The organism is Pseudonocardia wallangbongensis, from assembly GCF_054486945.1.
In genome coordinates this window covers 159,947-183,004 of the sequence record NZ_JBRERS010000004.1, presented here as the reverse complement: position 1 = coordinate 183,004, position 23,058 = coordinate 159,947, and the positions used below count along the sequence as shown (strand labels likewise).

The window sequence follows — 23,058 nt, the reverse complement described above, 5'->3', positions numbered from 1 at the left end:
CCCGGGGGCCGAACGGCACCATCGCTCGCACCTAGCGACCGAAAGTGCCGCTCGCTCCATGCGACGATCGAGGCCCGGCGATGACCGTCATCCCGTTCCCCACCGCACCCGTGCTCGCGCCCGCCGCGTTCGACGTCTGCGGCGAGCTGCCCACCGGCACCACGGTCCTCGAAGCGAGCGCCGGCACCGGCAAGACGTTCACGATCGCCGCGCTCGCCGCGCGCTACGTCGCCGAGGGCCACGCCTCGCTGCCCGAGCTCATGCTCGTCACCTTCGGCCGGGAGGCCACCCAGGAGCTGCGCGAACGCGTGCGGGAGCGGCTCGTCACGGCCGAGCGCGGCCTGGCCGATCCGGACGCCGCCCGCGCCGGGAGCGACGCGGTCGTGCGGCTGCTCGCCGACGCCCCCGGTCCCGAGGTCGCCGCCCGGCGGTCCCGGCTCGCCCGCGCGATCATCCATTTCGACGCGGCCACCATCGCCACCACCCACCAGTTCTGCCAGCAGATGCTCGCCGGCCTCGGCGTGGCGGGTGACGGCGACCGCGACGCCGAGTTCGTCGAGTCGATCGACGACGTCGTCGCGGAGGTGGTCGACGACTTCTACGTCCGCAAGTACGGCGCCCGCGGGGCCGGCACCCCCGCGTTCAGCCGGGCCGAGGCGCTCGCCCTCGCCCGCCGGGCCGTGCACGACGGTCAGGCGCGGCTCGAACCGCGCGACGCCGAGCCCGGCAGCACCGCCCACGTCCGGCATCGGTTCGGCTCCGCCGTGCGGGCCGAGGTGGCGCGGCGCAAGCGGGTGCGGCGCATCTACACCTACGACGACATGCTCACCCGGCTCGCCGACGCCCTGGCCGATCCGGCGCGCGGCGCGGCCGCCCGGCTGCGGGCCCGCTACCGGGTGGTGCTGGTCGACGAGTTCCAGGACACCGACCCGGTGCAGTGGCAGATCCTGCGCCGCGCCTTCCACGGGTCCACCACGCTGGTGCTGATCGGCGACCCGAAGCAGGCGATCTACGCGTTCCGCGGGGCCGACGTCGTCAGCTACCTCGACGCCACCGAGGCTGCCGACCACCACGCCACGCTGGCCCGCAACTGGCGCAGCGACGCGGTCCTGCTGGATGCGCTCGACACGGTGTTCGCCGGGGCCGCGCTGGGCGACCCGCGGATCACCGTGCACCCCGTCGAGTCCGCCCATCCCGGTAGCAGGCTGCGGGGCGCGCCGGTCGACACGCCGTTCCGGCTGCGCGTGGCCTCCCGCGCCGGGCTCCCCAAGGCGCCGCGCCGCGATCTCGCCGTCGTCGCACCGGCCCGCGAGCTCGTGGCGCGCGACGCCGCGTCCGACATCGCGGCGCTGCTGGGGAGCGCGGCCACCGTCGGCGGCGAGCCGGTCGCGCCCGGCGACGTCGCGGTGCTGGTGCGCACCAACGACCAGGGCGCGATGATCCGCCAGGCCCTCGCCGCCGTGGGCGTGCCCGCGGTCCTGTCGGGCACCGCCAGCGTGTTCGGCACCCCGGTGGCCGGGGAGTGGCTCACGCTGCTGGAGGCGCTGGAGCAGCCGCGGGCGGTACGGGTACGGGCGGCCGCGCTCACCCCCTTCCTCGGCCACACGGTCACCGAGCTCTGCGGCCCCCGCGCCGAGTCCCTGCTCGACGAGATCGGTGCCACGCTCCGGGCCTGGGCGGCGGTGCTGCACGAGCGCGGCGTCGCCGCCCTGCTGGAGGCGGTCACCACCGGCACCGGGCTGCCGGGCCGGCTGCTCGGCATCGCCGACGGCGAGCGGCTGCTCACCGACCTGCGTCACGTCGCCCAGACCCTGCACGCCGCCGCGGTGTCCGAGCACCTCGGCCCGGCCGCGCTGGTGGAGTGGCTGCGTCACCGCATCGCCGAGGCCGCCCAGGACGTGGTGGTCGAGCGCAGCAGGCGGCTGGAGTCCGACGCGGCAGCCGTCCAGATCATCACGATCCACCGCAGCAAGGGCCTCGAGTTCCCGATCGTCTACGTGCCGTTCGGCTGGGACCGCAACGTCCGCGACCCGGACGTGCCGCTCCTGCACGACGAGTCGGGCGCCCGGGTGCTCGACGTCGGCGGCGAGTCCGGCGACGGCTGGAAGGAGCGGGTCGCCCGGCACCGCGCGGAGGAGGCGGGCGAGGACCTGCGGCTGCTCTACGTCGCCCTCACCCGGGCGCGCTGCCAGGTGGTCACGTGGTGGGTGCCGGCCACCACCACGGCCACGTCCCCGTTGCACCGGCTGCTGATCGGGCGGCCCGACCCGGGCCGGGACCCGGCGGAGGCCTACCGGGTGCCTGCCGACAACGCCGCGCTCCACGCGCTGCGCGGGCTCGGCGGCAGCCGGATCGCCGTGGAGGAGATCGGGTTCTCGCAGGGCGCCCTCGCGTTCTCCACCCCGGCCGGCGGCGCGGGCGAGCTGCGCGCCGCGGAGTTCTCCCGCATGGTGGACGTCGCCTGGCGGCGCACGTCCTACAGCGCGCTCACGGCCGGGGCGAGCCACGGCCACGGGCCGGGCGTCGGCAGCGAGCCCGAGGCACCGGGGATCGACGACGAGGCTGCGGTCGAGCTGGCACCCGGTGCGGGCGCCCCCGGCGGTGCCACGCTCCCGTCGCCGATGGCCGAGCTGCCGCTCGGGGCCGACTTCGGCACCCTGGTCCACGGGGTGTTCGAGGCGGCCGACCTCACCGCGGCCGACCTGGCCGGCGAGCTCACCGCCCGCGCGGGCGAGCAGCTCGTGCACCATCCCGCGCCGGGTGTCGAGGCCGAGGAGCTGGCCGCGGCACTGCTGCCGGCCGCGCGCACCCCGCTCGGTCCCCTCGCGGGCGGCCTGCGCCTCGCCGACATCGCTCCGCCGGACCGGCTCGCCGAGCTCGACTTCGAGCTCCCCCTCGCCGGCGGCGATCACCCCGGCCCTCCCGTGGCCCTCAGCGCCCTCGCACCGGTGCTGCGCCGGCACCTCCCGGCCGACGATCCCCTGCGCGACTACCCCGATGCGCTCGCGGGGCTCGACGAGCAGCCGCTGCGCGGCTACCTCACCGGCAGCATCGACGCCGTGCTGCGGCTGCCCGGCCCGCGGTTCGCGGTGGTCGACTACAAGACCAACTGGCTCGGGCCGATGGGTCCCGAGGGCCGCGAGCCGCTCACGTCCGCCCACTACACGCCGCCGCGGCTCGCCGAGGCGATGATCGCCGCGCACTACCCGCTGCAGGCGCTGCTCTACGGCGTCGCGCTGCACCGGTACCTGCGCTGGCGGCTTCCCGGCTACGCGCCGGAGCACCACCTCGGCGGGGTGCTGTACCTGTTCGTGCGCGGGATGTGCGGGCCCGACACCCCGACGGTCGACGGCGTGCCGTGCGGCGTGTTCAGCTGGTCGCCGCCCGCCGCGCTCGTGCAGGAGCTGTCCGCGCTGCTGGACGGAGAGCGGGCATGACCCGAGTGCCCCCCGCCGGGAGTCCGCCACATATCTCGACGGCCCAGCTTCCCGCTGGCCGCACCGGCGAGCCGCCCGAGTATGTCCAATACGAGGGACGGCCCGCCGGCACACCCAGCGAAAACCTGGATCCGCCGATATACGCAACGGACTCCCGGCGGGGGGCACTGGATCTGGGTGACGTCCGGCTGGCCCGCGCGGCCGACGGCCTGCTCGGGGAGTTCAACACCGCGGGCGTGCTCGATCCCGCCGATGTGCACGTGGCCGAGCGCATCGGGCGCCTCGGCGGCGAGACCGACGAGGAGGTCCTGCTCGCCGTGGCGCTGGCCGTGCGCGCGGTGCGCCTGGGGTCGGTGTGCGTCGACCTCTCCTCGGTGAGCCACACCGTGCTGGGCGAGGGCGACGAGCTCGTCGACGTCTCCGCGCTGCCCTGGCCCGAACCGCCGCGCTGGCTGGCGACGTGCGCGGCGAGCCCCGTCGTCACCGACGGGCCGCACGAGCCGGGGGGCCGTCCGCTGCGGCTCGTCGACGGGCTGCTCTACCTCGCGCGCTACTGGGGCGAGGAGGAGGTGGTGCGCCGGTCGCTCACGGAGCGGGCCGCGGCCGCGCCACCCGAGGTCGACATCGCGATGCTGCACGCGGGCCTGGAGCGGCACTTCTCGGCGCCGGGTTCGGAGCGGCAACGGCTGGCGGCCGCGGTGAGCGTGCTGCGGCGGGTCACGGTGCTCGCCGGCGGGCCGGGCACCGGCAAGACCACCACCGTCGCGCGGCTGCTCACCCTGCTCCACGACCAGCCGGGCCCGCCGCTGCGGGTCGCGCTCGCCGCCCCCACCGGCAAGGCGGCCGCCCGGCTGCAGGAGGCGGTCGCGGCCGAGCTGCCCCCCGAGCTGCGGTCCCGCACTCCCGACGCCGCCACCCTCCACCGGCTCCTCGGCTGGCGACCGGGCGGGCGTTTCCGCTACGGCCGGGCCCAGCGGCTGCCGTTCGACGTGGTGGTGGTCGACGAGACGTCGATGGTGTCGCTCACGATGATGGCCCGGCTCCTGGAGGCGGTGCGGTCGGAGGCCCGGATCGTGCTGGTGGGCGACCCCGACCAGCTGGCCTCGGTCGAGGCGGGCGCGGTCCTCGGCGACCTGGCCCGTGCGCCGGGGCAGCCGGAGGCGAGCCTCGACGCCGCTCTCGAGGCCGCTGGCGTGGCGGGCGGCCTCGTCGACGGGTCGGTGATCAATGGCGTGGTCACCCTGCGGCACGTGTGGCGCTTCGGCGGCGCCATCGCCGAGTTCTCCCGGGCCGTGCAGGCCGGCGACGCCGACTCCGCGGTGGCGCTGCTCCACGGGGGCCACCCCGACCTGGAGTTCGTCGCGCCCGACGCCACCGACGGGGTGCGGAAGGACGTCGTCGCCGCGGGCCGCGAGCTCACCGATGCGGCCCTCGACGGCGACGTCCCCACCGCCCTCGCGGCCCTCGAACGCCACCGGGTGCTGTGCGCACACCGCAGGGGCCCGCACGGCGTCACGCGCTGGAGCACCGAGATCGAGCGGTGGCTGCGCTCGGCGTTGCCCGATGCGCCGACGGGTCCCTGGTACCCGGGCCGCCCGGTCCTCGTCACGGCCAACGACTACGACGTGGGGCTGTTCAACGGCGACACCGGCGTCGCGGTCGCCACGCCGGAGGGTCTGCGGGTCGCGTTCACGCGCGGCGGCGTGCCCACCCTGCACCCGCCGGCCCGCCTGTCCGAGGTGGCCACGGTGCACGCGATGACCGTCCACCGCGGCCAGGGCAGCCAGTTCCGGCGGGTCACGGTGGTGCTGCCGCCCGCCGAGTCCCCCCTGCTCACCCGGGAGCTGCTGTACACGGCGGTCACCCGGGCCGCCGAGTTCGTCCGGGTCGTCGGCACCGAGGAGGCGGTGCGCGCCGCGGTGGCCCGGCCGGTCAGCCGGGCGAGCGGCCTGCGCCATCGGCTCGGACGCTTGAACTAGTCACACGGCCGGATGGCAGGACAGGTGGGCTTCGGCGATCTTGCGGAACTGGGCCACGAGGCGGTTGCGGTCGCCGGCGCGGGTGGCCAGCACGACGTGGCAGGGCTCGACGCCCTCGAGCCGGACCGTCGTGAGGTCGGGGCGCAGGCCGGTGGCGTGGGACCCCGCCACGATGGCCACGGCTTCCCCGGCGGCGATGAGCTCGAGCTTGTCCTGGCCGTCCTCGACGAGTGGGCCGTCGGGTGCCGGGCGTCCGTCCGGGCGGGGGTCGATGCGCCAGAACGCGCTCCAGGCCGGATCGGGGTTGCGGACCGTCGGGAGGGGTTCGTCGGCGATGTCGTCGAGCGTGACGGACTCCTTGCCCGCCAACCGGTGGTACCGGGGCACGAGGAGCAGGCGGGGCTCGTCGTACAGCACCGTGACGTGCAGCCCGTCGGTGGCGAACGGCAGCCGGGTCATCGCCGCGTCCACGCGGTGGTCCAGCAGCGCGGTGCGCGGTCCGTTCCAGGACAGGTGCACGGTGCGCACCTCGGCGTCGGGGTGCCGGTGGCGCAGCTCGCGCACCGCCGGGGTGACGATGAGACCGGTGGTGTAGCCGATCGTGATGCGGCTGGGGTCGGCCGCGGCCCGGGTGAGCGCCGCGGCCTCGGCCGCGGCGCGCAGCAGCGCGACGGCGTGCGGGAGGAAGACCTCGCCGGCCTCGGTGAGCCGGCAGCCCTGCGGGGTGCGGTCGAACAGGCGCGCGCCCAGCTGCTGTTCGAGGCGGCGGATCTGCCGGCTCAGGGACGGCTGCGCGGTGTGCAGGGCGGCGGCGGACCGGCCGAAGTGCCGGTGCTCGGCCACGGCGACGAAGTAGCGCGCCAGCCGCAGGTCGAGGTCCACCGGTAGCGAGGGCACACCCTCATCATAGCTGCGAGCTGCGGCGATGCCTGAAACGTATTGCCTGATGAGGAACAGATCTTGGACCGGGGGCGCGACGTGGACGCATCGTGGAGCCACCATCTCCGGAGAGGATCCGCATGCAACCCACCACCGTGGTCCAGGCTGCCCGGGAGGCGTTGGGGCCGGTCGGGGTGTTCCTGCCGTCGCCGCTCGCCGAGGCGGCGCCGGTCGACGTGCAGCGCGAGGCGGTCGGTCGGCTCGAACGCGCCGGCTACCGCGCCGCGTGGACCAACGAGGGCGTCGGCGGCAAGGACGCCTTCGTGCAACTGGCCGTGCTGCTCGCAGCCACCCAGCGGATGACCTTCGGCACCGGCATCGCCAACATCTGGGCCCGGGCCCCGCAGACCGCGCACGGTGGGGCGGCGCTGCTCGCCCAGGCCTATCCCGGCCGGTTCGTGCTGGGCCTGGGCGTCGGCTACCCGCAGCAGGCCGCCAGCGCCGGGCGCGAGTTCGGGAGCCCGCTGGCCACGATGCGCGACTACGTCGACCGGATGGCCGACCCGACCCAGCTGCCCGCGCCGGACGTGGCCTACCCGCGGATCCTCGCCGCGGTCGGGCCGAAGATGCTCGCGCTGGCCGGCGAGATCAGCGACGGGGCGTTCCCGGCCATGGTCCCCCCCGAGTTCACCGCTCGGGCCAGGCAGGGGCTCGGCCCGGACAAGCTCCTGGTCGTCGGGCTGTCCGTCGTGGTGGACACCGACGCGCAGCGGGCCAGGGAGACCGCGCGCGAGGTCGTGTCGAGCCGGATCGGCAGGGTGGCCGCGTCCTACGCCCACACCCTCGGCCAGCTCGGCTACCCGGAGCAGGAGATCGCCGAGGTGAGCGACCGGCTGGTGGACGCGGTCATCGGCCACGGCGACCCCGCCTCGATCGCGGCGAAGGTGCGCGAGCACCTCGCCGCCGGCGCGGATCACGTCCTGGTGATGCGCCCCGTGGGCGGCGACTTCGGCACCGGCGTGGACGAGCTGGAACGGCTCGCCCCGGCACTGGCCGAGCTCGGCTGACCGCCGCCGCGGCCCCGGATCAACGTTCCCGCCACAGGTGCCGGGGGACGTAGCCGAGGCGCTCGGCCGCCTTGTCGATCGACAGCAGCGTCTCGAACTCCCCCAGCTCCTTGCGCACCGGTACGCCCGGGAACCACGCCGCCGCGAGCTCCGCCGACGGGATGGTCAGGCCGGTGTCCGACGCGGCGATGGCGTAGACCTCGAAGCCGGGCGTGCCCTTCTCCAGCGCGAGCGAGACGGCGAGCGCGGCGTCGCGCGCGTCGACGTAGGAGCCGAGCAGGTCGCGGCGGTAGTCGAGCTCCCCGGCCCGCGCGAACGAGCCGTACTCGTCCTCGCCGACCACGTTCGTGAAGCGCAACGCGGTGACCGACAGCTCCGGGTCCCAGCGCACGAGCTGCCCGACCATCGTCTCTTCCATGACCTTCACCAGGCCGTACGTGTTGTTCGCCGCCGTGTACCCCTCGTCGAGCGGCAGGTAGGGCGGCGGCTCGTCGAAGGGGAACCCCATCGCGTTGATGCTGGAGGCGTACGCGATCCTCGCGATCCCGGCCCGGTGCGCGCCGTGGAGGACGTTGAACGTGACCGCCATGTTGTGGTGGAACGTGGTGGCGTCCGGGACGAGCCCGTTGACGGGGATCGCGGCGAGGTGGACGAGCGCGTCGATGCCGTCGTGCCGGAAGGTGACACCGAGGAGCGCGTCGAGGGTCTGCCCGTAGTCGCACAGATCGACCCGGGTGAAGCCGGCACCCCTCGCGCCGTCGACGTCGAAGCCGACCACGTCGTGGCCGTCCTCGCGCAGCCGTGCGGTGACGGCCCGTCCGATCTTGCCGTTGCTCCCCGTGACGGCGATGCGCATGCTGTCGATCCTCTCGTCAATCACGACTGTTCCGCGGAACACCACCACGTCGACCGCCCGCCGACCCGGCCGTGCTCCATCGGGGCACCGCAGCGCGGGCAGGCCGCGCCCTCCTTCCGGAAGGAGATCGCCTCGCCGGTGTGCGCGCCGCGGGGCCTGCAAGAGCAGCGGCACACCCACTCGTCACCGTCGTCGACGCCGACGATCTCGCGGTCGAGCGCGGCCTCGATCGCCTGGCGCGCGCGTTCCACTTCGGGGAGCTCGGGCACGTTCTCAGTCTCGACGTTCCGGGGCGGCGGCGCGCGCCATGAGCGCGGCGAGATCGCGCGCCGTGGCGTCGTCCAGCGGGGCGTGGTCGAGCAGGAGCCGGTACCACAGCACCCCGAACGCGACGTCGACGAGCAACTCGAGGTCGACGTCCTCGGCGATCTCGCCGCGGGCCGCGGCGCGCTGGAGGATCCCGCGCAACGCCGTACGCCGGACGGAGATGAACCGCTCGCGGAACGCCTCGGCGAACTCCGGGTCGAACACCGCCTGCGCCATCAGACCGGCGAGTGCGGGGCGCGTTCCTTGCTGGCGGAACGACGCGACGAGGAACGCGAGCAGGTCGTCGGGCAGCGAGCCCTTGTCCGGGATCGGCACGATCGCGTCCGCGAAGCCCGCCATGGCGTCGAGCACGACGTCGGCCTTCGACCTCCACCACCGGTAGATCGTCTGCTTGCCGGCGCCGGCACGGGCCGCGATGCCCTCGATCGTGAGGCCCGCGTAGCCCCGCTCCCGCAGCTCGTCGAGGGCCGCCGCCTCGATCGCCCGACGGGTCGACTCGCTGCGCGGGCGGCCGGGCAGCCGGTCTCCGGTCATGCGCGCAGTTTACAAGACGGCCCGTCTCGATTTAGTATCGAGACGTAGCGTCTTGAAATGGAGGTACGTCGTGCGGGTCGTGATCATGGGAGGCACCTCGGGCATCGGGCTCGCCACCGCCGAGCGGCTGGCGGGCAGCGGGGCCGAGGTCATCGTCACCGGGCGGAACCCGGAGAAGCTCGCAGCGGTCAAGGACCGGGTCACGGCCGCCGAGCAGGTCGACGGCACCAGCGAGGAGGAGCTCTCCGCGTTCTTCCGACGCACGGGCGAGATCGACCACCTCGTCCTCGCCTTCAGCACCGGGTCGATCGGCATGGGGCCGCTCCGGGAGGCGGACCCCGCCGCCATCCGAGCCATGTTCGACGGCAAGCTGTTCGGTTACCTCGCGGCGATCCGGCACGCCCGGGTCACCGGCTCGATCACCTTGATCTCCGCGGCGAGTGCTCGCGCGGCGCTGCCGGGCACCGTGGCGCTCGCCGCCGTGAACGGCGCGATCGAACGGATCGTGCCACCGCTCGCCGCCGAGCTGGCCCCGGTGCGGGTCAACGCCGTGTCGCCGGGCGTGATCGACACGCCGTGGTGGTCGTTCCTCCCCGACGACCAGCGGCAGGACCGGTTCGCCGCGGCCGCGCAGGCCGTGCCCGCCGGCCGGGTCGGCCGCCCGGACGACGTCGCCCGGGCCGTGGACTACCTCGTCGGCGCGACGTACGTGACGGGGACGATCCTGCCCGTCGACGGCGGGTTCACCGTCTCCTGAGGTTCTCGTGCCCGTCAGCTGGAGTTGCCGAAGTCCTCCGGTGAGGCGTTGTCCAGGAAGCGGCGGAAGCGCTCCAGCTCCTCCTCCGACGGGGTCCCACCGTCGGTCTCGTCCTCCTCCGCCGCGGGGCTGACCATTCCCACCTCGGCCACCGCGGCCTCGTCGAGGACGGCGTCCTCGGCCTCGATCGGGACGTCGACGTGCAAGGCCATGGCCACCGCGTCGCTCACCCGGGCCGACACGCGGACCTCGCCGTCGAACACGAGCTCCGCGTGGAAGACGCTGTCGCGCAGCATCGTGATGCGGACGAGCTGCAGCCGGCGGTCGAGGGAGCGCACGACGTCGAGGATCAACTGGTGGGTCTGCGGCCGGGGTAGCTCGACGTGCCGGCGCGCGAGCTCGATGGCCGTGGCCTCCGGCACGCCCACCCACACCGGCAGCACGCGCCGCCGGCCGCCGGTCTCCTGCAGGAGCAGCACCGGCTGCACCGCCATCGGGTCCCTGCCGAGCGCGACCACTCGCATCTCCTGCACGGCGACCCCCTTCCGGCTCCGACGTCCACGGTTCCGCGCCCGGCACGCCGCGTCAACCGGAGTCAGGCGGCCGCAGCCTTCCGCAGCGCACGGTAGAGCAGGTTGGGTTCGCCCAGGCGGCGGCGTAGCTCGCGTTCGAGGCCCGCGATCGGGTAGAGGTTCTGCGGGGCGCGGGAGTCCTTGTACTCGGTGGAGGCGAACCTCGGCAGGGTGGCCTGGCTACGCGCGGCGTGCGCGACGGCCTCCGCGGCCGGGAGGTCGGCGCTGCACTCCACCCGCACGATGCCCGCCCACGGCGCTCCCGGCCGGCAGGGCAGGCGCAGGTACCAGGTGTGGCGCTCCCAGGAGCTGCCGAGCCGGAACACCGGCGTGCGCTGCCCGGTGCGCAGCATCGCGACCACCCCGCCGAGCTGCGCGGGCAGGTAGTCGCTGCGGTGGGTCTTGACGAAGCCGATGGCCCGGGGCAGGTGCTGGCGCCCGCGCAGCGGGCCGTCGACGACGAGCAGGTCGTCCGGCACACCGTGACCGCTGCGGGCGGCGGCCGCCGCGGCGAGCTCGGTGTCGGCCAGCTCGCGCTGCAGGGCGAGGCTGAGCAGCTGGGCGGGCGCGACGTCGGGGTGCGGCGCGGTGCGGGTGGCCCGGTAGGTCCCGGCGGCGGTGCGGACGTCGTCGGCCGAGTCGGCGGTGGTGAACAGCCCGCGGCGGACGTCGGCGGCGAGCACGTGCGCGCCCCCGTCCCGGCAGCAGCAGACCACGCCCGCCGCGTACGAGGCGCACAGCGCGGGCGCCGACTCCGGGCTCCCGTCCTCCACCCAGAGCTGCGCGTCGACCCGGCGCACGCCGTCGACGAAGAGCACGGCCTCCGGCGGGACGGCGGTGGGGTCCGGGTCGATCGGCTGCCACTCCGCTGTCGGCAGCTCGACGTCGAGCGTGACCTGCGCGGCCGACTCACCGCGCTCCGCGTCCAGGCTCGTGCCGTAGGACGGGTCCCACGGGTCTACGGCGAACTTCACAGCGACTCCCGGGTGACCGTCGAGGTGCGCTGGTCCCGGTTCACCACGAACCGCACCGGCACGCGCTCGGCGAGCGCGGGCACGTGGGTGACCACGCCGACCATCCGGTGGCCGCGGGTGGCGAGGTTCTCGAGCGTGCTCGCGACGACGTCCAGGTTGGCCTCGTCCAGGGTGCCGAATCCCTCATCGAGGAAGATCGACTCCAGGTGGGCTGCGCCCTGCGCGGCGAGGCCCGCCATCTGCGCCGACAGCGCCAGTGCGAGCGCGAGGCTGGCCTGGAACGTCTCGCCGCCGGAGAGGGTCTTGACCGGGCGCCGCGCATCGGCGTCGGCGTGGTCGATGACGAGGAACTCGCCGCCCTCGTGGGTGAGCGCGAACTGGCCGCCCGACAGCTCCGCGAGGCTCTCCGACGCGTCGGCCACCAGCGCGTCCAGCGCGGACGCGACGAGCCAGCGCGGGAACCCGTCGGAGCGCAGCAGGCTGCCGAGGAGCTTCGCGACCTGCTGGGCCGACTCGGCCTCGTCCCGGTCGGCCCGGATCCGCTCCGCCGCGGCCCGCCGTTCCGCCACCCGTTCCTGGGCCGAACGGGCCCGGGCGACCGCCGCGGCGACGGCGGCCGGTGCCGTGCCGCCGAGCGGGGCGGCGGCCGACACCTGGTGGGTGGCCAGGTCGTCGGCGATCCGGCGCTCGACGGCGTCGCGGGCCGTCCGGGTGTCCTCCGCCGTGGTGGCCGCGTCGGCGAGGAGCGCGGCGCGCGCCTCTGCCTCGCGCCCCGACCAGGCGACGAGCTCCTGCCAGGCCGCGAGCAGCTCGTCCCCGCCGACGGCGGGGGCACCGAGCGGCACGAGCGGGTCGCGCGCAGCCCGCAGCGCGTCCCATGCTGCGGTGACCTCGCGCGCGACGTCGGTGGCGCTGCGGTCCGCGGGACGCCCCGCGGCGCGGGCCGTGCGCAGCTGCGCGTCGGCCTCGCGGACGGCCGCCTCGAGCGCGCCGAGCCCGTCGAGGGCCGCGGCGGCGTCCCGGTCGGACGGGGCGTCGCGCAGCTCGGCCCGCAGGTGCGCGGCCCGCCGTTCCGCGGTGTCGACGGCGCTGCGGGCCTCCTGCTCGGCCCGCGCGGCGGCGGTCTCGTCGCGGTGCCGCTCGCCGGCGGCCCGCTCCGCGCCACGCCAGGCCTGCTCGGCGGTGTCCCGCCGCTGCTCGGCCTCGACGGCGGCCTCCCGGGCGGCGGGCAGGGCGCCCTCGCGGGTGGCGCCCTCGGTGCGACCCCATTCGACGAGCGCGGTCCAGCCGGCGAGCACGTCGGTGCCGGCCGGGGCGGGGGCGCCGAAGGGGACGAGCGGGTCACGCGCGGCGCGCAGCCCGGCCGCCGCCGCGTCGACCTCGGCCCGCAGCTCCTCGACGGCCGCCGCGGCCCCGTCGCGGGCCCGCCGGGCCGCCCGCACGCCCTCGGCGGACTCGTCGGCCGCGCGCGCGAGCCGGTCGAGGCCGGCGAGTGCGGCGTCCAGGTCGGCGAGGGTCGGGAGGGACGGACCCGCACCGTGCTCGACCAGCGCCGACCGCAGCCGACCCAGCTCGGCGTCGAGCCGCTCCACCTCGCCGCGGGTGCGCTCCCGCACCGAGATCGCGGTGGCCTCCTCCCGGCGCGCATCGTCGTGGGCGCCGGACGCCGCCGTCACCGCCTCCTCGGCGCCGGCGAGGTCGCCGCCCGGGGCGGCGGGCGGCGGCAGCGTGGCCACGGCCTGCGCGCACACGGGGCACGGGTCGCCCGCGCCTAGCGCGGGCCGCAACGTGGCCGCGAGGTCGGCGCGCAGCGCGAGCCGGTGCCGTTCCTGGGCATGGTCGAGCCGGTGCCGCGCCTCGGCGACGGCGGCGGCCGCGGCCTGCGCGGCCCGCTCCGCCTCGGCGGCCTGCGACGCGGCGGTGCCGCGCTCGGCCTCGATGCGGTCGAGCTCGCGCCGGTCGCGCAGCGCCTGTTCGAGGGGGCCGCGCGCGGGGGCGGCGGCGAGCGCGGCGCGGGCCGCGGCGTCGGCGGACTCCTTGCGTTCCAGCGCGGCCGTGGCGTCGGCGAGCGCGGAGTCGGCGGCGGCGCGGCGCTGCTGCAGGGCGTCGAGCCCGGCCGGCACGGCGATCGCGCGGAGGGCGTCGCGCTCCGCGACGAGCCGGTGCACGGCGTCCTGCCGCTCCGCCAGCAGGGCGGCGGCGGCGTCACGGTCGGTGCGGGTCCCCTCCATGCCCGCGCGGGCGTCGACCGCGTCGCTCGCGGCCGTGGTGTACGCGGCGGCGGCCTTCTCGTGCCGCTCGCGGGCCCCGGGCAGTTCCGCGGTGAGCGTGCCGAGCTCGGCGTGCTGGCGGCGCGCCTGTTCGAGGGGTCCGCGGGCGGGGGCGCCGGCGAGCCGCTCGCGGGCGTCCGTGTCGGCGGCCTCCGCCGCGCCGGCCCGCTCGGCGACCAGGGCCCGCTGCTCGGCGGCGGTGCGGTGGCGGGCGTCCAGATCGGCGAGGCCGTCCGGCACGGCGAGCGCGGCGAGGAGCTGCCGCTCGCCGCGGAGCCGGCCGGCCCCGGCCTCGGCGACGTCGAGCGCCGCCGACGCCGCCGCGAGCTCCGGCACGGCCGCGTCGATCCGCTCGGCCAGCTGCGTGAGCCCGGCCACCCGCGCCGCGGCCTCCGCCTCGGCCTCCTCGGTGGCGTCGGCGTACGCGGAGAGCTGCTCGGCGAGCACCTCGGCGCGCTGGCGCTGGGCCGCGGCCTCGCTGTTGGCCTCGCGCGCGATCACGTCGTAGACGCCGAGCCCGAGGATCCGCACCAGCTTCTCCTGGCGCTTGCGCGGCTCGGTGTGCAGGAACTCGGCGAACTCGCCCTGCGGCAGCACCACGCAGGTGCAGAAGTCGCCGAACGGCAGCCCGAGCAGCTCCTCCACGGCCTTCGTGACGGGGCCCGCGCCGTCGGCGAGCGGCTCGCTCTCCTCCCCGGGACCGCCGGTGCCGGCCGGGTCGCGCAGCCGCTCCAGCCGGGCCCCGCGCACCGACACACCACCGCTCGCCGCCCGCCGCAGCTCCCGCGCCGCGACGTAGCGGGCGCCGCCGACGTCGAACACGAGGCGGACGGTGCCGCGGTTGACCGTGGGCGCGAGGGCGAGCGCCACCGTGCGGCTGTTGTCCCAGCGGGGCACCGACCCGTACAGCGCGAACGTGAGCGCGTCGATCACCGTGGACTTGCCCGCCCCGGTGGGCCCGACGAAGGCGAAGTAGTCGGCGCCGGCGAAGTCGACGGTGGTGGGCTCGCGGAACGAGCCGAAGCCCGCCATCTCCAGGACGACCGGGCGCATCAGCTCGCCCCCGTCACGCGGTCGTGCAGGCGCGCGAACAGCTGCTCGACGCGCGGGTCGGCGACGCCCCGGGTGCCGAGGTACTCGCGGAAGAGCTCCGACGGCGTGCGCTCCGGGCCCGCGGCCGGGCGGGACGCGGCGACGGGCGCGGCGAACTCGGGATCGATCCGCACCTCGAGCGCGTTCGGCAGCAACGCCACCACCTCCTCGCGCAGCCCGGCACGGGCGGGCTCGCGCACCCAGACGCGCAGGAAGTCCTCGCCCGCGGTCTCGGCGAGCGCGGCCAGCTCGGCGACGGTGCCGCGGACCGTGCGCAGCTTCCGCGCTGACGTGATCGGGATGTCGGTGACCTGCGCCGGGGTGCCGGGCGACGCCTCGACCAGGCAGACGACGGGCGTGTTGTCCTGCTCGCCGAAGTCGATCGCGAGCGGCGCGCCGCAGTAGTGCACCGGGCACGGGGCGTCCATACGCTGGCGCCGGTGCAGGTGCCCGAGCGCGACGTAGTGCGACTCGACCGGGAAGATCGTGGCCGGCACCGCGTACTCGAAGATCGACTGGGCCGCCCGCTCGCCGCCGCCGAACACGCCGTTCAGCACCGTCAGGTGGGCCATCACGAGGTTCACCGAGTCGTCGCGGAACCCGGCGGTGAGCGCGCCGAGGATGTCGCGCAGGTGCTGGTCGTACTCGTTGGTGTTCTCCGCGGGCGTGTTGGCCACCAGCTCGGCGGCGCGCACGGCGTAGCGCTGCGACAGGAACGGCAGCACGGCCACCGTGGCCCGCTCCCGCGTTGACCTCGCGGTGAACTCGACGACGCCGCCGCGCGCCGCGGTGCGCACGGCGCCGACCAGCGTGATGCCGGCCGCGCCCGCGAGGGGCCGGTACGCGTCGATGGCGGCGGGGTGGTCGTGGTTGCCGGCGATCGCGATGACCTCGGCACCGTCGCGCGCGAGCCCCATCAGCGTGCGGACCACCAGCTGCTGGGCCTGCGCCGACGGCGCCGCCGTGTCGTAGAGGTCGCCGGCGACGAGCACGGCGTCGACCTCGTGCTCCCGCGCGATCCCGACGATCTCGCGGAGCACCTGCTCCTGCTCCTCGAGCCGGGAGCGGCCCTTGAGCGTCTTGCCGACGTGCCAGTCGGACGTGTGCAGCAGTCGCATCGGGCGGATCGTAAGACCGATTCCCGGCGGGTCCGGGGACGCGCGCCGGTGCGTCGGCCGAACAGACGTTCGCGTGCGCCGAGAGGCGACCGCTACGACGTCGACCACCGCTGAACGGGTCTGTTCAAGCGCGCCGGGCAGGAGTAGAAGCGACGCCATGCGCAGCGTCGTGCACTTCGAGATCCCCGCCGATGACGTGGCCCGGGCGAAGGAGTTCTACAGGTCGGTCTTCGACTGGCAGATGCAGGACATGCCGGCGATGAACTACACGATCGTCCGGACGACCGAGGTCGACGAGACCACCCAGATGCCCACGACGGCCGGGTCGATCAACGGCGGCCTCGTGCCCCGGAGCTCCGAGACCCCGGCGCTGGTGCTCACCATCGACGTCGAGTCGGTGGACCAGGCGCTCGAGCAGGTCGAGGCGGCCGGCGGGCGGACCGTCCGCGAGCGGACGGAGCTCCCCGGCATGGGCGCGTTCGCCTACGCCACGGACTCGGAGGGCAACACCATCGGGCTGTGGGAGAACGCCTGACACCGCGGGGCCCGGCCAACGCATGATCGGTCCGAGATCGGCCTGACCGCCCGCGGCGGGGCGCACAGGCGCATCTCGGTTTGATCGGTCGTTCCGAGAACTCGGCTTCCGCCCTTGGCAGGGCGCTCCCGCACACCTCGGAACGATCACGGCCGCCGTCAGAACGGCGCCTCGTCGTCCTCGTCGGCCGGGGCCGCGGGGAGCCGGGCGAAGGGGTCGCGGGGCCCGGTGCCGTTCGTGCCGGCACCGTTGGGGTGCCCGTTCGCGGCGGCCGGCGGCGGCCCGGCCGACTCCGACAGCCGGGTGGCCCAGGCCGGGAACGGGAACTCGACGGCCAGCGGCACCGGGATCTCCGGCTGCGAGACGAACATCGTGCCCGGCTTGGCGAGGGTGGCCCGCTGCCGCTGCGACGGTGGGAGGAAGCCGTACTCGGGGCGCCCGGCCTCGGCGGGGTCGAGCCGCCCGACGACCTTCACCGAGGAGTTCGAGACGATCCGCCGCTCGACCTCGCTCGCCGTCTGCTGCGCCCCGATCAGGATGATGCCCAGCGACCGGCCGCGTTCGGCGATGTCGAGCAGCACCTCCTTGATGGGGCTCCCACCCTCGCGCGGGGCGTACTTGTTCAGCTCGTCGATCATCGTGAAGAGCAGCCCGCCCGGCCCGGCGGCCTCCTTCTTGCGGGTCTCGCCCGCGAGCACGACGCCCACGACGAATCGCTGGGCGCGCTCGGGGAGGTTGTGCAGGTCGACGACGGTGACCTGGTGGGCATCGGTGCTCACCCGCCGGCCCGGGGAGTCGGTCAGGTCGCCGCGGACGATCGAGCGCAGCGGTCGCAGGCTCGAGCGCAGCCGCCGCAGGAACGCGTTGATCGTGCCGGTGCCGGTGACCGGGCCGGCCCAGTCCCGGCGCTCGTCCTCGTCGGTGAGCCGGTCGGAGACGAACTCGACCAGGTCGTCGTATGTGCGCAGCACCTGGCCGCCGACCACCACTCCCCCGTCCCCGACGGGGGTGGCCTCCCGCTTCAGCCGGGCCGCGACCTGGTGGATCACCATCGTGTACTGGTTGCGCTCGTCCTCCGCGTCGGCGAAGACGTACGGCAGCAACTCCTCGGCGCAGAACTCGGAGAGGGTCCACCAGAACGCGCTGACGCCGCTGGTCCGGCCCGAGACGAACGGCCGCCCGGACAGGTCGTCGGGCGTGGGCGGGGCGAAGAACCCGGCCGACGCGAACGGGCCCGCGGGCAGCCCGACCGTCGCGTACGCCGACATCAGGTCCTCGTTCAGCTTCGTGTTGGCGTGGTCGAGGAACAGCAGGTCCTCGCCCTTCACGCTGAAGACCAGCGCCTTCGCGTTCACCGACCGGCGCCCGAGCACCCCGCTGCGGAAGATCGAGTAGAGCAGGAAGAGCGCGAAGCTGGTCTTGGTCGCCACGCCGGAGATGCCGCTGATCGAGACGTGCCCGCCGCGCGTGCCGTCGAGGAACTCGAGGTTCACGTAGATCGGGGCGCCGTCGCGGCCGAGCCCGACCGGCACCTTGAGGTCCATCTTGTCGAAGTACAGCGCCTGCGCCCGCTCCTCACCGGTGGCGCGGGTGACGACGGAACCGGGCGTCGGCGGCACGTAGCACTCGGGCTCCACCCGCGTGGTCGTGACCTCGGCGATCTCCTGGACCTGCGCGGGCAGCACGCCGTCGGCGATGAGGAAGACGTCCGAGCCGAACGTGGCGCCCTCGTGCCGCGCCCGCACCTCGGTGACGATGCCCGCCGTCAGCACGGGCCCGATCCCCGGCACCGGGCGCACGGTGACCACGACGTCGTCCAGCTGCAGGTACTGCTCGGGCGCGAGCGCCACGCTGAACTGCAGCGGAGTGGAGTCCTCCGTGCCGACCACGCGGCCGACGGCGGGGGCGGATGCGTCGGACAGGGCTCCTCCTCGGCTAGCCGGGCCGGGTCGACGATAGCGACAGTGCGCCGCCGGGACGTGCCGGGTAGCCCGGCGCGGCGCGCCGCATCCACCCGGCCGGAAACGACCATGGCCCGCGGTCTACCTGGGCGTCGTCCCGTTCGGTAATCTTCCGATCACCTGTCGTGAGGAGCTCGGATGTCACACGACGAGCTCACACGGTTCGTCACCCGGCTGCTGGAAGCCCTGTGCCGCGTGCTGTGGGGTTTCGCGCCGCGGATGATCCCGCACGTCGTCGGCACGTTGGGGCCCGGCCGATCCGTGCTGTGGTTCGCCGTCAACATGCCCCGGCTGCTGTGGACGATGCACGTGCTCGGCCCGATGCGCACCCACCTCGCCGCCGCCGCGATCTCGTTGCACAACGGCTGCACGTACTGCGCGTTCGGCCACGCCTTCGCGCTGGAGCTGGTCTACCTGCGCGACCGCGGTCGCCTCTTCCCCGTCGACGCCCGCACGATCGCGACGTGGAAGGACCTGCCGCCGCGCGAGCTCGCTCAGCGGCTGCGACAGGTCCTGCACGAGGCGGGGCTGCACTCCGAGACGCTCTGGGTCGACCGCACGCTCGCGCTCGCCACCGGCGCGACCCGGCCCGTCGACGCCGACGAGGCCCGGATCGCCCACCTGGTCCGCATGATCGGCCGCATGAACCGGATCGCCGTCGACGCGGGCGTCGAGCCGGACGAGGCCCAGAACCCGGTCAACAAGAACCTGGCCCTCAAGCGCCGCTACGCGCAGCTGCGAGCCGCCACCGGCTAACGTGCCGCCATGGTCGACATGCCGGATCCGACCCTGCTCTACCGGGTGCGCGACGGCGCCTACGCCGCCGATCTCCTCATCGCCGCCGTCGCGGAGCTCGACCTGTTCACCTGGCTGGCGGCGCGCGGGCCGGTACCCGCCGCGGACCTGTGCGCGGGGCTGGGGCTGGCGGAGCGCCCGGCCGACGTGCTGCTGACGTACTGCGCGGCGCTGGGCCTCGTCGACCGCGACCTCGACCCCGTCGATCGGGTGCGGCTCACCGAGCTCGGCCGCCGGCACCTCGTCGCCGGTTCCCCGTTCGACCTCCGCCCGTACTACGGCTCGCTGGCCGAACGCCCGGCCGTGCCGGAGTTGGCGCGGGTGCTGCGGACCGGCGACCAGGCGGCGTGGGCCAGCGCGCGGCCGGGGGCCGGGCACGAGCCGGACTGGTCGGGCCGGCTCGACGACCCGGCCTTCGCCGAGCGGATCACCGCCGCGATGGATGCGCGCGGGGCCTTCCTCGGGCCCGCGCTCGCCGCGGCGATCTCCGACGTGCCGGCGACGGCGCTCCTCGACGTCGCGGGCAGCTCGGGTGTCTACGCCGCCGCCGTCCTCGACACCCGGCCCGGGATGCGCGCCGCGGTGTTCGAGCGACCGCCGGTGGACACCGCCGCCCGCACGCTCCTCGCGGCCCGCGGGCTCGCCGACCACATCGGCGTGATCACCGGCGACATGTTCTCCGACCCGTTCCCGGCCGGGTTCGACACGCATCTCTACTCGCACGTCCTGCACGACTGGGACGCGCCCCGCGTCGAGCGCCTCCTCGCCGCGTCGTTCGCGGCGCTACCGCCCGGCGGCCGCTTGATCGACCACGACACGCACGTCGACGCCGACAAAGGCGGGCCGCTCGCGGTGGCGGAGTACTCGGTGCTGCTCATGCACTCCACGCCCGGCAAGTGCTGGTCGGTGCGCGAGCTGGCCGAGATGGCCGGGCGGGCCGGGTTCGTCGACGTCGAGCACCGGCCCGCCGCGGGCGACCGCGGTGTGCTGATCGCCCGCAAGCCGTAGGACGGCCGAACCGCGTCATGGCTCCATAACGCTGTTTCAGGGGCTCGCAAAACACCATTGTGGAGCCATAATGCTGGGGATCACTGCGTGCTTTCGGCACCCTCCTCGATCAGCTCTTGACGAGGCGGTCCAGGATCCGCTGGTAGACGCCGTCGGCCGACCAGCGGCGGTGCCGCTTCCACAGGGTCTGCCACGGGCCGAACTCGGCGGGCAGGTCGCGCCACGGGCAGCCCGTCCGGTAGCGCCAGAGGATGGCTTCCATGGTCTGGCGGTGGTCCCGCCACGGCCGCCCCCGGCGCCCCGCGCTGGACGGGAGCTCGGGCTCGATGAGCTCCCACAGCGCGTCGCTGATCGCCGGGCCGCCGTCACGCGCGGTATTTAGGAGACAGCCCTCGGTAGCGAGCGGGTGCTCGACCGGACGCCGGTGACCGGGCTGAGCCAGCTCCCCGAGCTCGACGATCTGCTCGAAGGTGATCGCGACGGGCGGTAGCGGGGCGCCCTCGCGGGGCCGGAGCCCGTCCAGGGCGATCGTCAGGTGCCGCCGCCACGCGTGCGGGGCCACCTTGGCGGTGACCGGCACCACCTGCTCCAGCGAGTACATGATGAACATCAGGTCGGTCAGCTCGGCGTCGGCGCGGACGACGCCCTGGCGCTGCGCGTTGTGGAACAGCGTCTCGGCGAGCCCGATGGCGCGCATGCACAGGTCGCTGAGGGCGGACGACTGTGGCATACCGCGCGTGACCAGGTCGGCGAACGCCTGGTCGGTGGCGAACGCGGCGCACGTCTCCTCGAGCCAGATGACCAGCGCGTCCCACGCGTCCGGGATGCGCAGCACGCGCTCGCGGATCTCCTCCAGCTCGCTGCCGTACTCTGAGAAGACCGCCTCGCAGAGTGCCTCACGCGTGGGGAAGTGGCGGTACAGCGTGGCGGTGCCGACGCCGGCGCGGCGGGCGATCTCGCCCAGCGAGGCGTCCAGGCCCTGCTCGCGCATCACGCCCCGGGCGGCTTCGAGCAGCCGCCGCCGGTTGCGGCGCGCGTCGCTGCGCAGGCCGGGCCTCGGGTCGGGGGAAGCAGACATCAGCCGTGATTATATCAACAAAACGTGGCACGCCCTCCGGTTTCGCCGGTACAGTGTCCGCAGTTAACCGGGGACGGACCCCCGCTCCTGTCGGGCAGCGTCGCGCGGCATCACCTCCGGTCTCGAGGGGCAAGTTCATGACCAAGTCGCTGGACGACGAGCTCACGCGCGCCGACGTCCCGGTCGACGGCGCCGTGGGCGAGCGGGGCGCGAACGGCTCCCGCCCGACCCCGCCACCCAGCACTCCGCCGCCGCCGCCGGCGCCACCGGTCACCGGACCGCCCGCGCCACCGGTCACCGGACCGCCCGCGACGGGGTGGGGGCTCCCGCTCGCCGTGCTGATCACCGGCATGTTCATGTCCGTCCTCGACCTCAGCATCGTGAACGTCGCGATCCCGTCGATCCGCAAGGACCTGGGCGCCAGCATCGAGAGCGTCCAGTGGATCAGCACCGCGTACAGCCTCACCGAGGGTGTGATGGTGCCGGCCAGCGCGTGGCTGGGCGCGCGTTTCGGGCTCAAGCGCCTCTACGTCGCGTTGATCGTGCTCTTCACGATCGCGTCCCTGCTGTGCGCCCTGTCCACCGGGCTGACCGGGCTGATCGCGTTCCGGATCCTGCAGGCGATCCCGGGTGGTGTCCTCCCGGTCACGTGCATGACGATCCTCTTCCGCATCGTGCCCAAGGAGAAGCTGGGCGCCGCGATGGGCATGTACGGGCTGGGCATCGTCGTCGCCCCGGGCATCGGCCCGACGCTCGGCGGCTACCTCGTCGAGCACACGAGCTGGCAGGTGATCTTCCTGATCAACGTGCCGGTCGGCATCCTCGGCGCGATCGCCGCCGTCATCTGGCTGACGAAGCTCCCGGCCCAGGAGCGCAAGCCGTTCGACTTCATCGGGTTCGCCTTCATCGCCGCCAGCCTGTTCTCCCTGCTGCTCGCGCTCGAGGAGGGCGACAACTGGGGCTGGTCGGACTATCGCACCGTGATGCTGTTCCTCGGCGCCGCCGTGTTCATGGCGCTCTTCATCGTGGTCGAGCTGCACGTCGAGCACCCGGTGCTCGACATCCGGGTGTTCAGGTACTGGCCGTTCGTCAACTCGCTCCTGCTGATCAGCACCATGTCCATCGGCCTGTTCGCGGTGCTGTTCTACATCCCGTCGTTCCTGCAGGACGCCCAGGGCTGGACCCCGCTGAACACCGGCCTGACACTGCTGCCGCAGGCCATCGCGATGGCGGTTCTCATGCCGTTCGCCGGCCTGCTCTACGACAAGGTCGGCGCCCGATGGCCCGCCGCCGTCGGGCTGGCGCTGGTCGGCACCGGGATCCTGCTACTGTCCCGGATCAACGTCGACATCACCCGCGGGGAGCTCATCCTCGGGATGGTCGTCATGGCCACCGGGATGGCGCTGGGCATGATGCCGATCATGACGGGAGGGCTCTCCGTCCTCCCGCCCGAGGTCACCGACAGCGGCAGCGCGGTCAACACGCTCGTCCAGCGCGTGAGCTCGGCGCTCGGCCTCGCGATGATGACCGCGCTCGTGCAGGACAACAGCGCCCAGTTCCTGTCCGACCGGTCCACCCTGATCGAGACCGGCGCGAACACGCAGGTCACCGAGATGCAGCAGCAGGGCACCACCGGCCTGCTCTCGCTGTACCAGGAGGTGAGCGGGCAGGTCCAGGCGGCGGCCTACAGCAGCGGGTTCTTCATCGCAGGCTCGGTCACGCTGATCGGCGTGGTCCTGGCGCTGTTCCTGCGCTCGGGCAAGCCCGCCGCGGGCGGGGACAAGCCGGTCGCCCACTGATCCCCCCGTGAGTGGAGACG

17 protein-coding genes and 2 pseudogenes are annotated in these 23,058 nt (G+C 74.7%); 8 read left to right on the top strand and 11 right to left on the bottom strand.

All coding sequences use genetic code 11. The features are described from left to right. The first annotated feature begins 80 nt into the window (after positions 1 to 80). Together ACU436_RS15965 and recD are read left to right on the top strand one after the other, a co-directional pair. Positions 81 to 3,437: a UvrD-helicase domain-containing protein gene (locus tag ACU436_RS15965; protein WP_459025983.1), complete on the top strand. Its 3,357-nt coding sequence runs from the start codon at positions 81 to 83 to the stop codon at positions 3,435 to 3,437. Further along, the gene (gene recD, locus ACU436_RS15960; protein ID WP_459025981.1) at positions 3,434 to 5,416 is read left to right on the top strand and encodes an exodeoxyribonuclease V subunit alpha; all 1,983 of its coding nucleotides are present in this window, start codon (positions 3,434 to 3,436) and stop codon (positions 5,414 to 5,416) included. Before ACU436_RS15965 ends, recD begins: the two co-directional genes overlap by 4 nt. Here recD and ACU436_RS15955 read toward each other — a convergent pair whose 3' ends face one another. Next, positions 5,417 to 6,313: a LysR family transcriptional regulator gene (locus ACU436_RS15955; RefSeq protein WP_459025979.1), complete on the bottom strand. Its 897-nt coding sequence runs from the start codon at positions 6,311 to 6,313 to the stop codon at positions 5,417 to 5,419. It lies immediately after the preceding gene. A gap of 122 nt (positions 6,314 to 6,435) precedes the next feature. On the opposite strand from ACU436_RS15955, the gene ACU436_RS15950 reads away from it, so the two are divergent. After that, positions 6,436 to 7,362, top strand: coding sequence for a TIGR03620 family F420-dependent LLM class oxidoreductase (locus ACU436_RS15950; RefSeq protein ID WP_459025977.1), 927 nt, complete (start codon positions 6,436 to 6,438; stop codon positions 7,360 to 7,362). 19 nt (positions 7,363 to 7,381) lie between these two features. Here ACU436_RS15950 and ACU436_RS15945 read toward each other — a convergent pair whose 3' ends face one another. From ACU436_RS15945 to ACU436_RS15935, 3 genes are read right to left on the bottom strand one after another with little or no spacing between them, the layout of a single operon-like run. Continuing rightward, positions 7,382 to 8,218, bottom strand: a complete 837-nt coding sequence (locus tag ACU436_RS15945) for an NAD-dependent epimerase/dehydratase family protein (protein ID WP_459025975.1) — start codon at positions 8,216 to 8,218, stop codon at positions 7,382 to 7,384. Positions 8,219 to 8,238: 20 nt separating this feature from the next. Next, positions 8,239 to 8,487 carry a hypothetical protein gene (locus ACU436_RS15940; RefSeq protein WP_459025974.1) on the bottom strand — a complete coding sequence of 83 codons (249 nt, stop codon included), beginning with the start codon at positions 8,485 to 8,487 and terminating at the stop codon, positions 8,239 to 8,241. A gap of 4 nt (positions 8,488 to 8,491) precedes the next feature. Further along, positions 8,492 to 9,079: a TetR/AcrR family transcriptional regulator gene (locus ACU436_RS15935; protein ID WP_459025973.1), complete on the bottom strand. Its 588-nt coding sequence runs from the start codon at positions 9,077 to 9,079 to the stop codon at positions 8,492 to 8,494. A 70-nt stretch (positions 9,080 to 9,149) separates the two neighbouring features. Between ACU436_RS15935 and ACU436_RS15930 the strand changes: the two genes are divergently transcribed. Next, a complete protein-coding gene (locus ACU436_RS15930; RefSeq protein WP_459025972.1) occupies positions 9,150 to 9,836 on the top strand; it encodes an SDR family oxidoreductase in 687 nt (228 codons plus the stop codon). Between the two features lie 14 nt (positions 9,837 to 9,850). On the opposite strand, the gene ACU436_RS15925 is transcribed toward ACU436_RS15930, so the two are convergent. The 4 genes from ACU436_RS15925 to ACU436_RS15910 form a co-directional block, all read right to left on the bottom strand. After that, on the bottom strand, positions 9,851 to 10,369 hold the full coding sequence (locus ACU436_RS15925) for a bifunctional nuclease family protein (RefSeq protein WP_459025970.1): 519 nt from the start codon (positions 10,367 to 10,369) through the stop codon (positions 9,851 to 9,853). Positions 10,370 to 10,431: 62 nt separating this feature from the next. Continuing rightward, on the bottom strand, positions 10,432 to 11,382 hold the full coding sequence (locus tag ACU436_RS15920; RefSeq protein WP_459025969.1) for a hypothetical protein: 951 nt from the start codon (positions 11,380 to 11,382) through the stop codon (positions 10,432 to 10,434). Then, complete coding sequence (locus ACU436_RS15915; protein ID WP_459025967.1) at positions 11,379 to 14,705, bottom strand: AAA family ATPase; 3,327 nt, start codon at positions 14,703 to 14,705, stop codon at positions 11,379 to 11,381. The genes ACU436_RS15920 and ACU436_RS15915 overlap by 4 nt, the downstream gene beginning before the upstream one ends. Then, positions 14,705 to 15,862 (bottom strand): metallophosphoesterase family protein, encoded by a 1,158-nt coding sequence (locus tag ACU436_RS15910; RefSeq protein ID WP_459025966.1) that lies wholly within the window; start codon positions 15,860 to 15,862, stop codon positions 14,705 to 14,707. The genes ACU436_RS15915 and ACU436_RS15910 overlap by 1 nt, the downstream gene beginning before the upstream one ends. A gap of 157 nt (positions 15,863 to 16,019) precedes the next feature. On the opposite strand from ACU436_RS15910, the gene ACU436_RS15905 reads away from it, so the two are divergent. Further along, positions 16,020 to 16,397, top strand: a complete 378-nt coding sequence (locus ACU436_RS15905; protein WP_459025964.1) for a VOC family protein — start codon at positions 16,020 to 16,022, stop codon at positions 16,395 to 16,397. A gap of 158 nt (positions 16,398 to 16,555) precedes the next feature. Here ACU436_RS15905 and ACU436_RS15900 read toward each other — a convergent pair whose 3' ends face one another. Continuing rightward, the gene (locus tag ACU436_RS15900; RefSeq protein WP_459025963.1) at positions 16,556 to 18,286 is read right to left on the bottom strand and encodes an ATP-binding protein; all 1,731 of its coding nucleotides are present in this window, start codon (positions 18,284 to 18,286) and stop codon (positions 16,556 to 16,558) included. Between the two features lie 210 nt (positions 18,287 to 18,496). Between ACU436_RS15900 and ACU436_RS15895 the strand changes: the two genes are divergently transcribed. After that, positions 18,497 to 19,114, top strand: coding sequence for a carboxymuconolactone decarboxylase family protein (locus tag ACU436_RS15895; protein WP_459025961.1), 618 nt, complete (start codon positions 18,497 to 18,499; stop codon positions 19,112 to 19,114). 9 nt (positions 19,115 to 19,123) lie between these two features. Continuing rightward, positions 19,124 to 20,161 (top strand): methyltransferase, encoded by a 1,038-nt coding sequence (locus tag ACU436_RS15890; protein WP_459025960.1) that lies wholly within the window; start codon positions 19,124 to 19,126, stop codon positions 20,159 to 20,161. Between the two features lie 133 nt (positions 20,162 to 20,294). On the opposite strand, the pseudogene ACU436_RS15885 reads toward ACU436_RS15890, so the two are convergent. Continuing rightward, positions 20,295 to 20,513 (bottom strand): annotated as a pseudogene (locus tag ACU436_RS15885) (transposase); the annotation flags it as partial. Between the two features lie 165 nt (positions 20,514 to 20,678). Then, positions 20,679 to 21,239 (bottom strand): annotated as a pseudogene (locus tag ACU436_RS15880) (TetR/AcrR family transcriptional regulator); the annotation flags it as partial. 137 nt (positions 21,240 to 21,376) lie between these two features. Here ACU436_RS15880 and ACU436_RS15875 point away from each other — a divergent pair. After that, a complete protein-coding gene (locus ACU436_RS15875; protein WP_459025958.1) occupies positions 21,377 to 23,038 on the top strand; it encodes an MDR family MFS transporter in 1,662 nt (553 codons plus the stop codon). Positions 23,039 to 23,058: the final 20 nt, after the last annotated feature.

Bases quoted from the DNA above. Each gene is read 5' to 3' on its own strand.
- ACU436_RS15945 (WP_459025975.1), bottom strand. From the start codon at position 8,218: ATGCGCATCGCCGTCACGGGGAGCAACGGCAAGATCGGACGGGCCGTC.
- ACU436_RS15895 (WP_459025961.1), top strand. From the start codon at position 18,497: ATGTCACACGACGAGCTCACACGGTTCGTCACCCGGCTGCTGGAAGCC.
- ACU436_RS15965 (WP_459025983.1), top strand. From the start codon at position 81: ATGACCGTCATCCCGTTCCCCACCGCACCCGTGCTCGCGCCCGCCGCG.
- ACU436_RS15905 (WP_459025964.1), top strand. From the start codon at position 16,020: ATGCGCAGCGTCGTGCACTTCGAGATCCCCGCCGATGACGTGGCCCGG.
- ACU436_RS15910 (WP_459025966.1), bottom strand. From the start codon at position 15,862: ATGCGACTGCTGCACACGTCCGACTGGCACGTCGGCAAGACGCTCAAG.
- ACU436_RS15950 (WP_459025977.1), top strand. From the start codon at position 6,436: ATGCAACCCACCACCGTGGTCCAGGCTGCCCGGGAGGCGTTGGGGCCG.
- ACU436_RS15890 (WP_459025960.1), top strand. From the start codon at position 19,124: ATGGTCGACATGCCGGATCCGACCCTGCTCTACCGGGTGCGCGACGGC.
- ACU436_RS15875 (WP_459025958.1), top strand. From the start codon at position 21,377: ATGACCAAGTCGCTGGACGACGAGCTCACGCGCGCCGACGTCCCGGTC.
- ACU436_RS15915 (WP_459025967.1), bottom strand. From the start codon at position 14,705: ATGCGCCCGGTCGTCCTGGAGATGGCGGGCTTCGGCTCGTTCCGCGAG.
- ACU436_RS15935 (WP_459025973.1), bottom strand. From the start codon at position 9,079: ATGACCGGAGACCGGCTGCCCGGCCGCCCGCGCAGCGAGTCGACCCGT.
- recD (WP_459025981.1), top strand. From the start codon at position 3,434: ATGACCCGAGTGCCCCCCGCCGGGAGTCCGCCACATATCTCGACGGCC.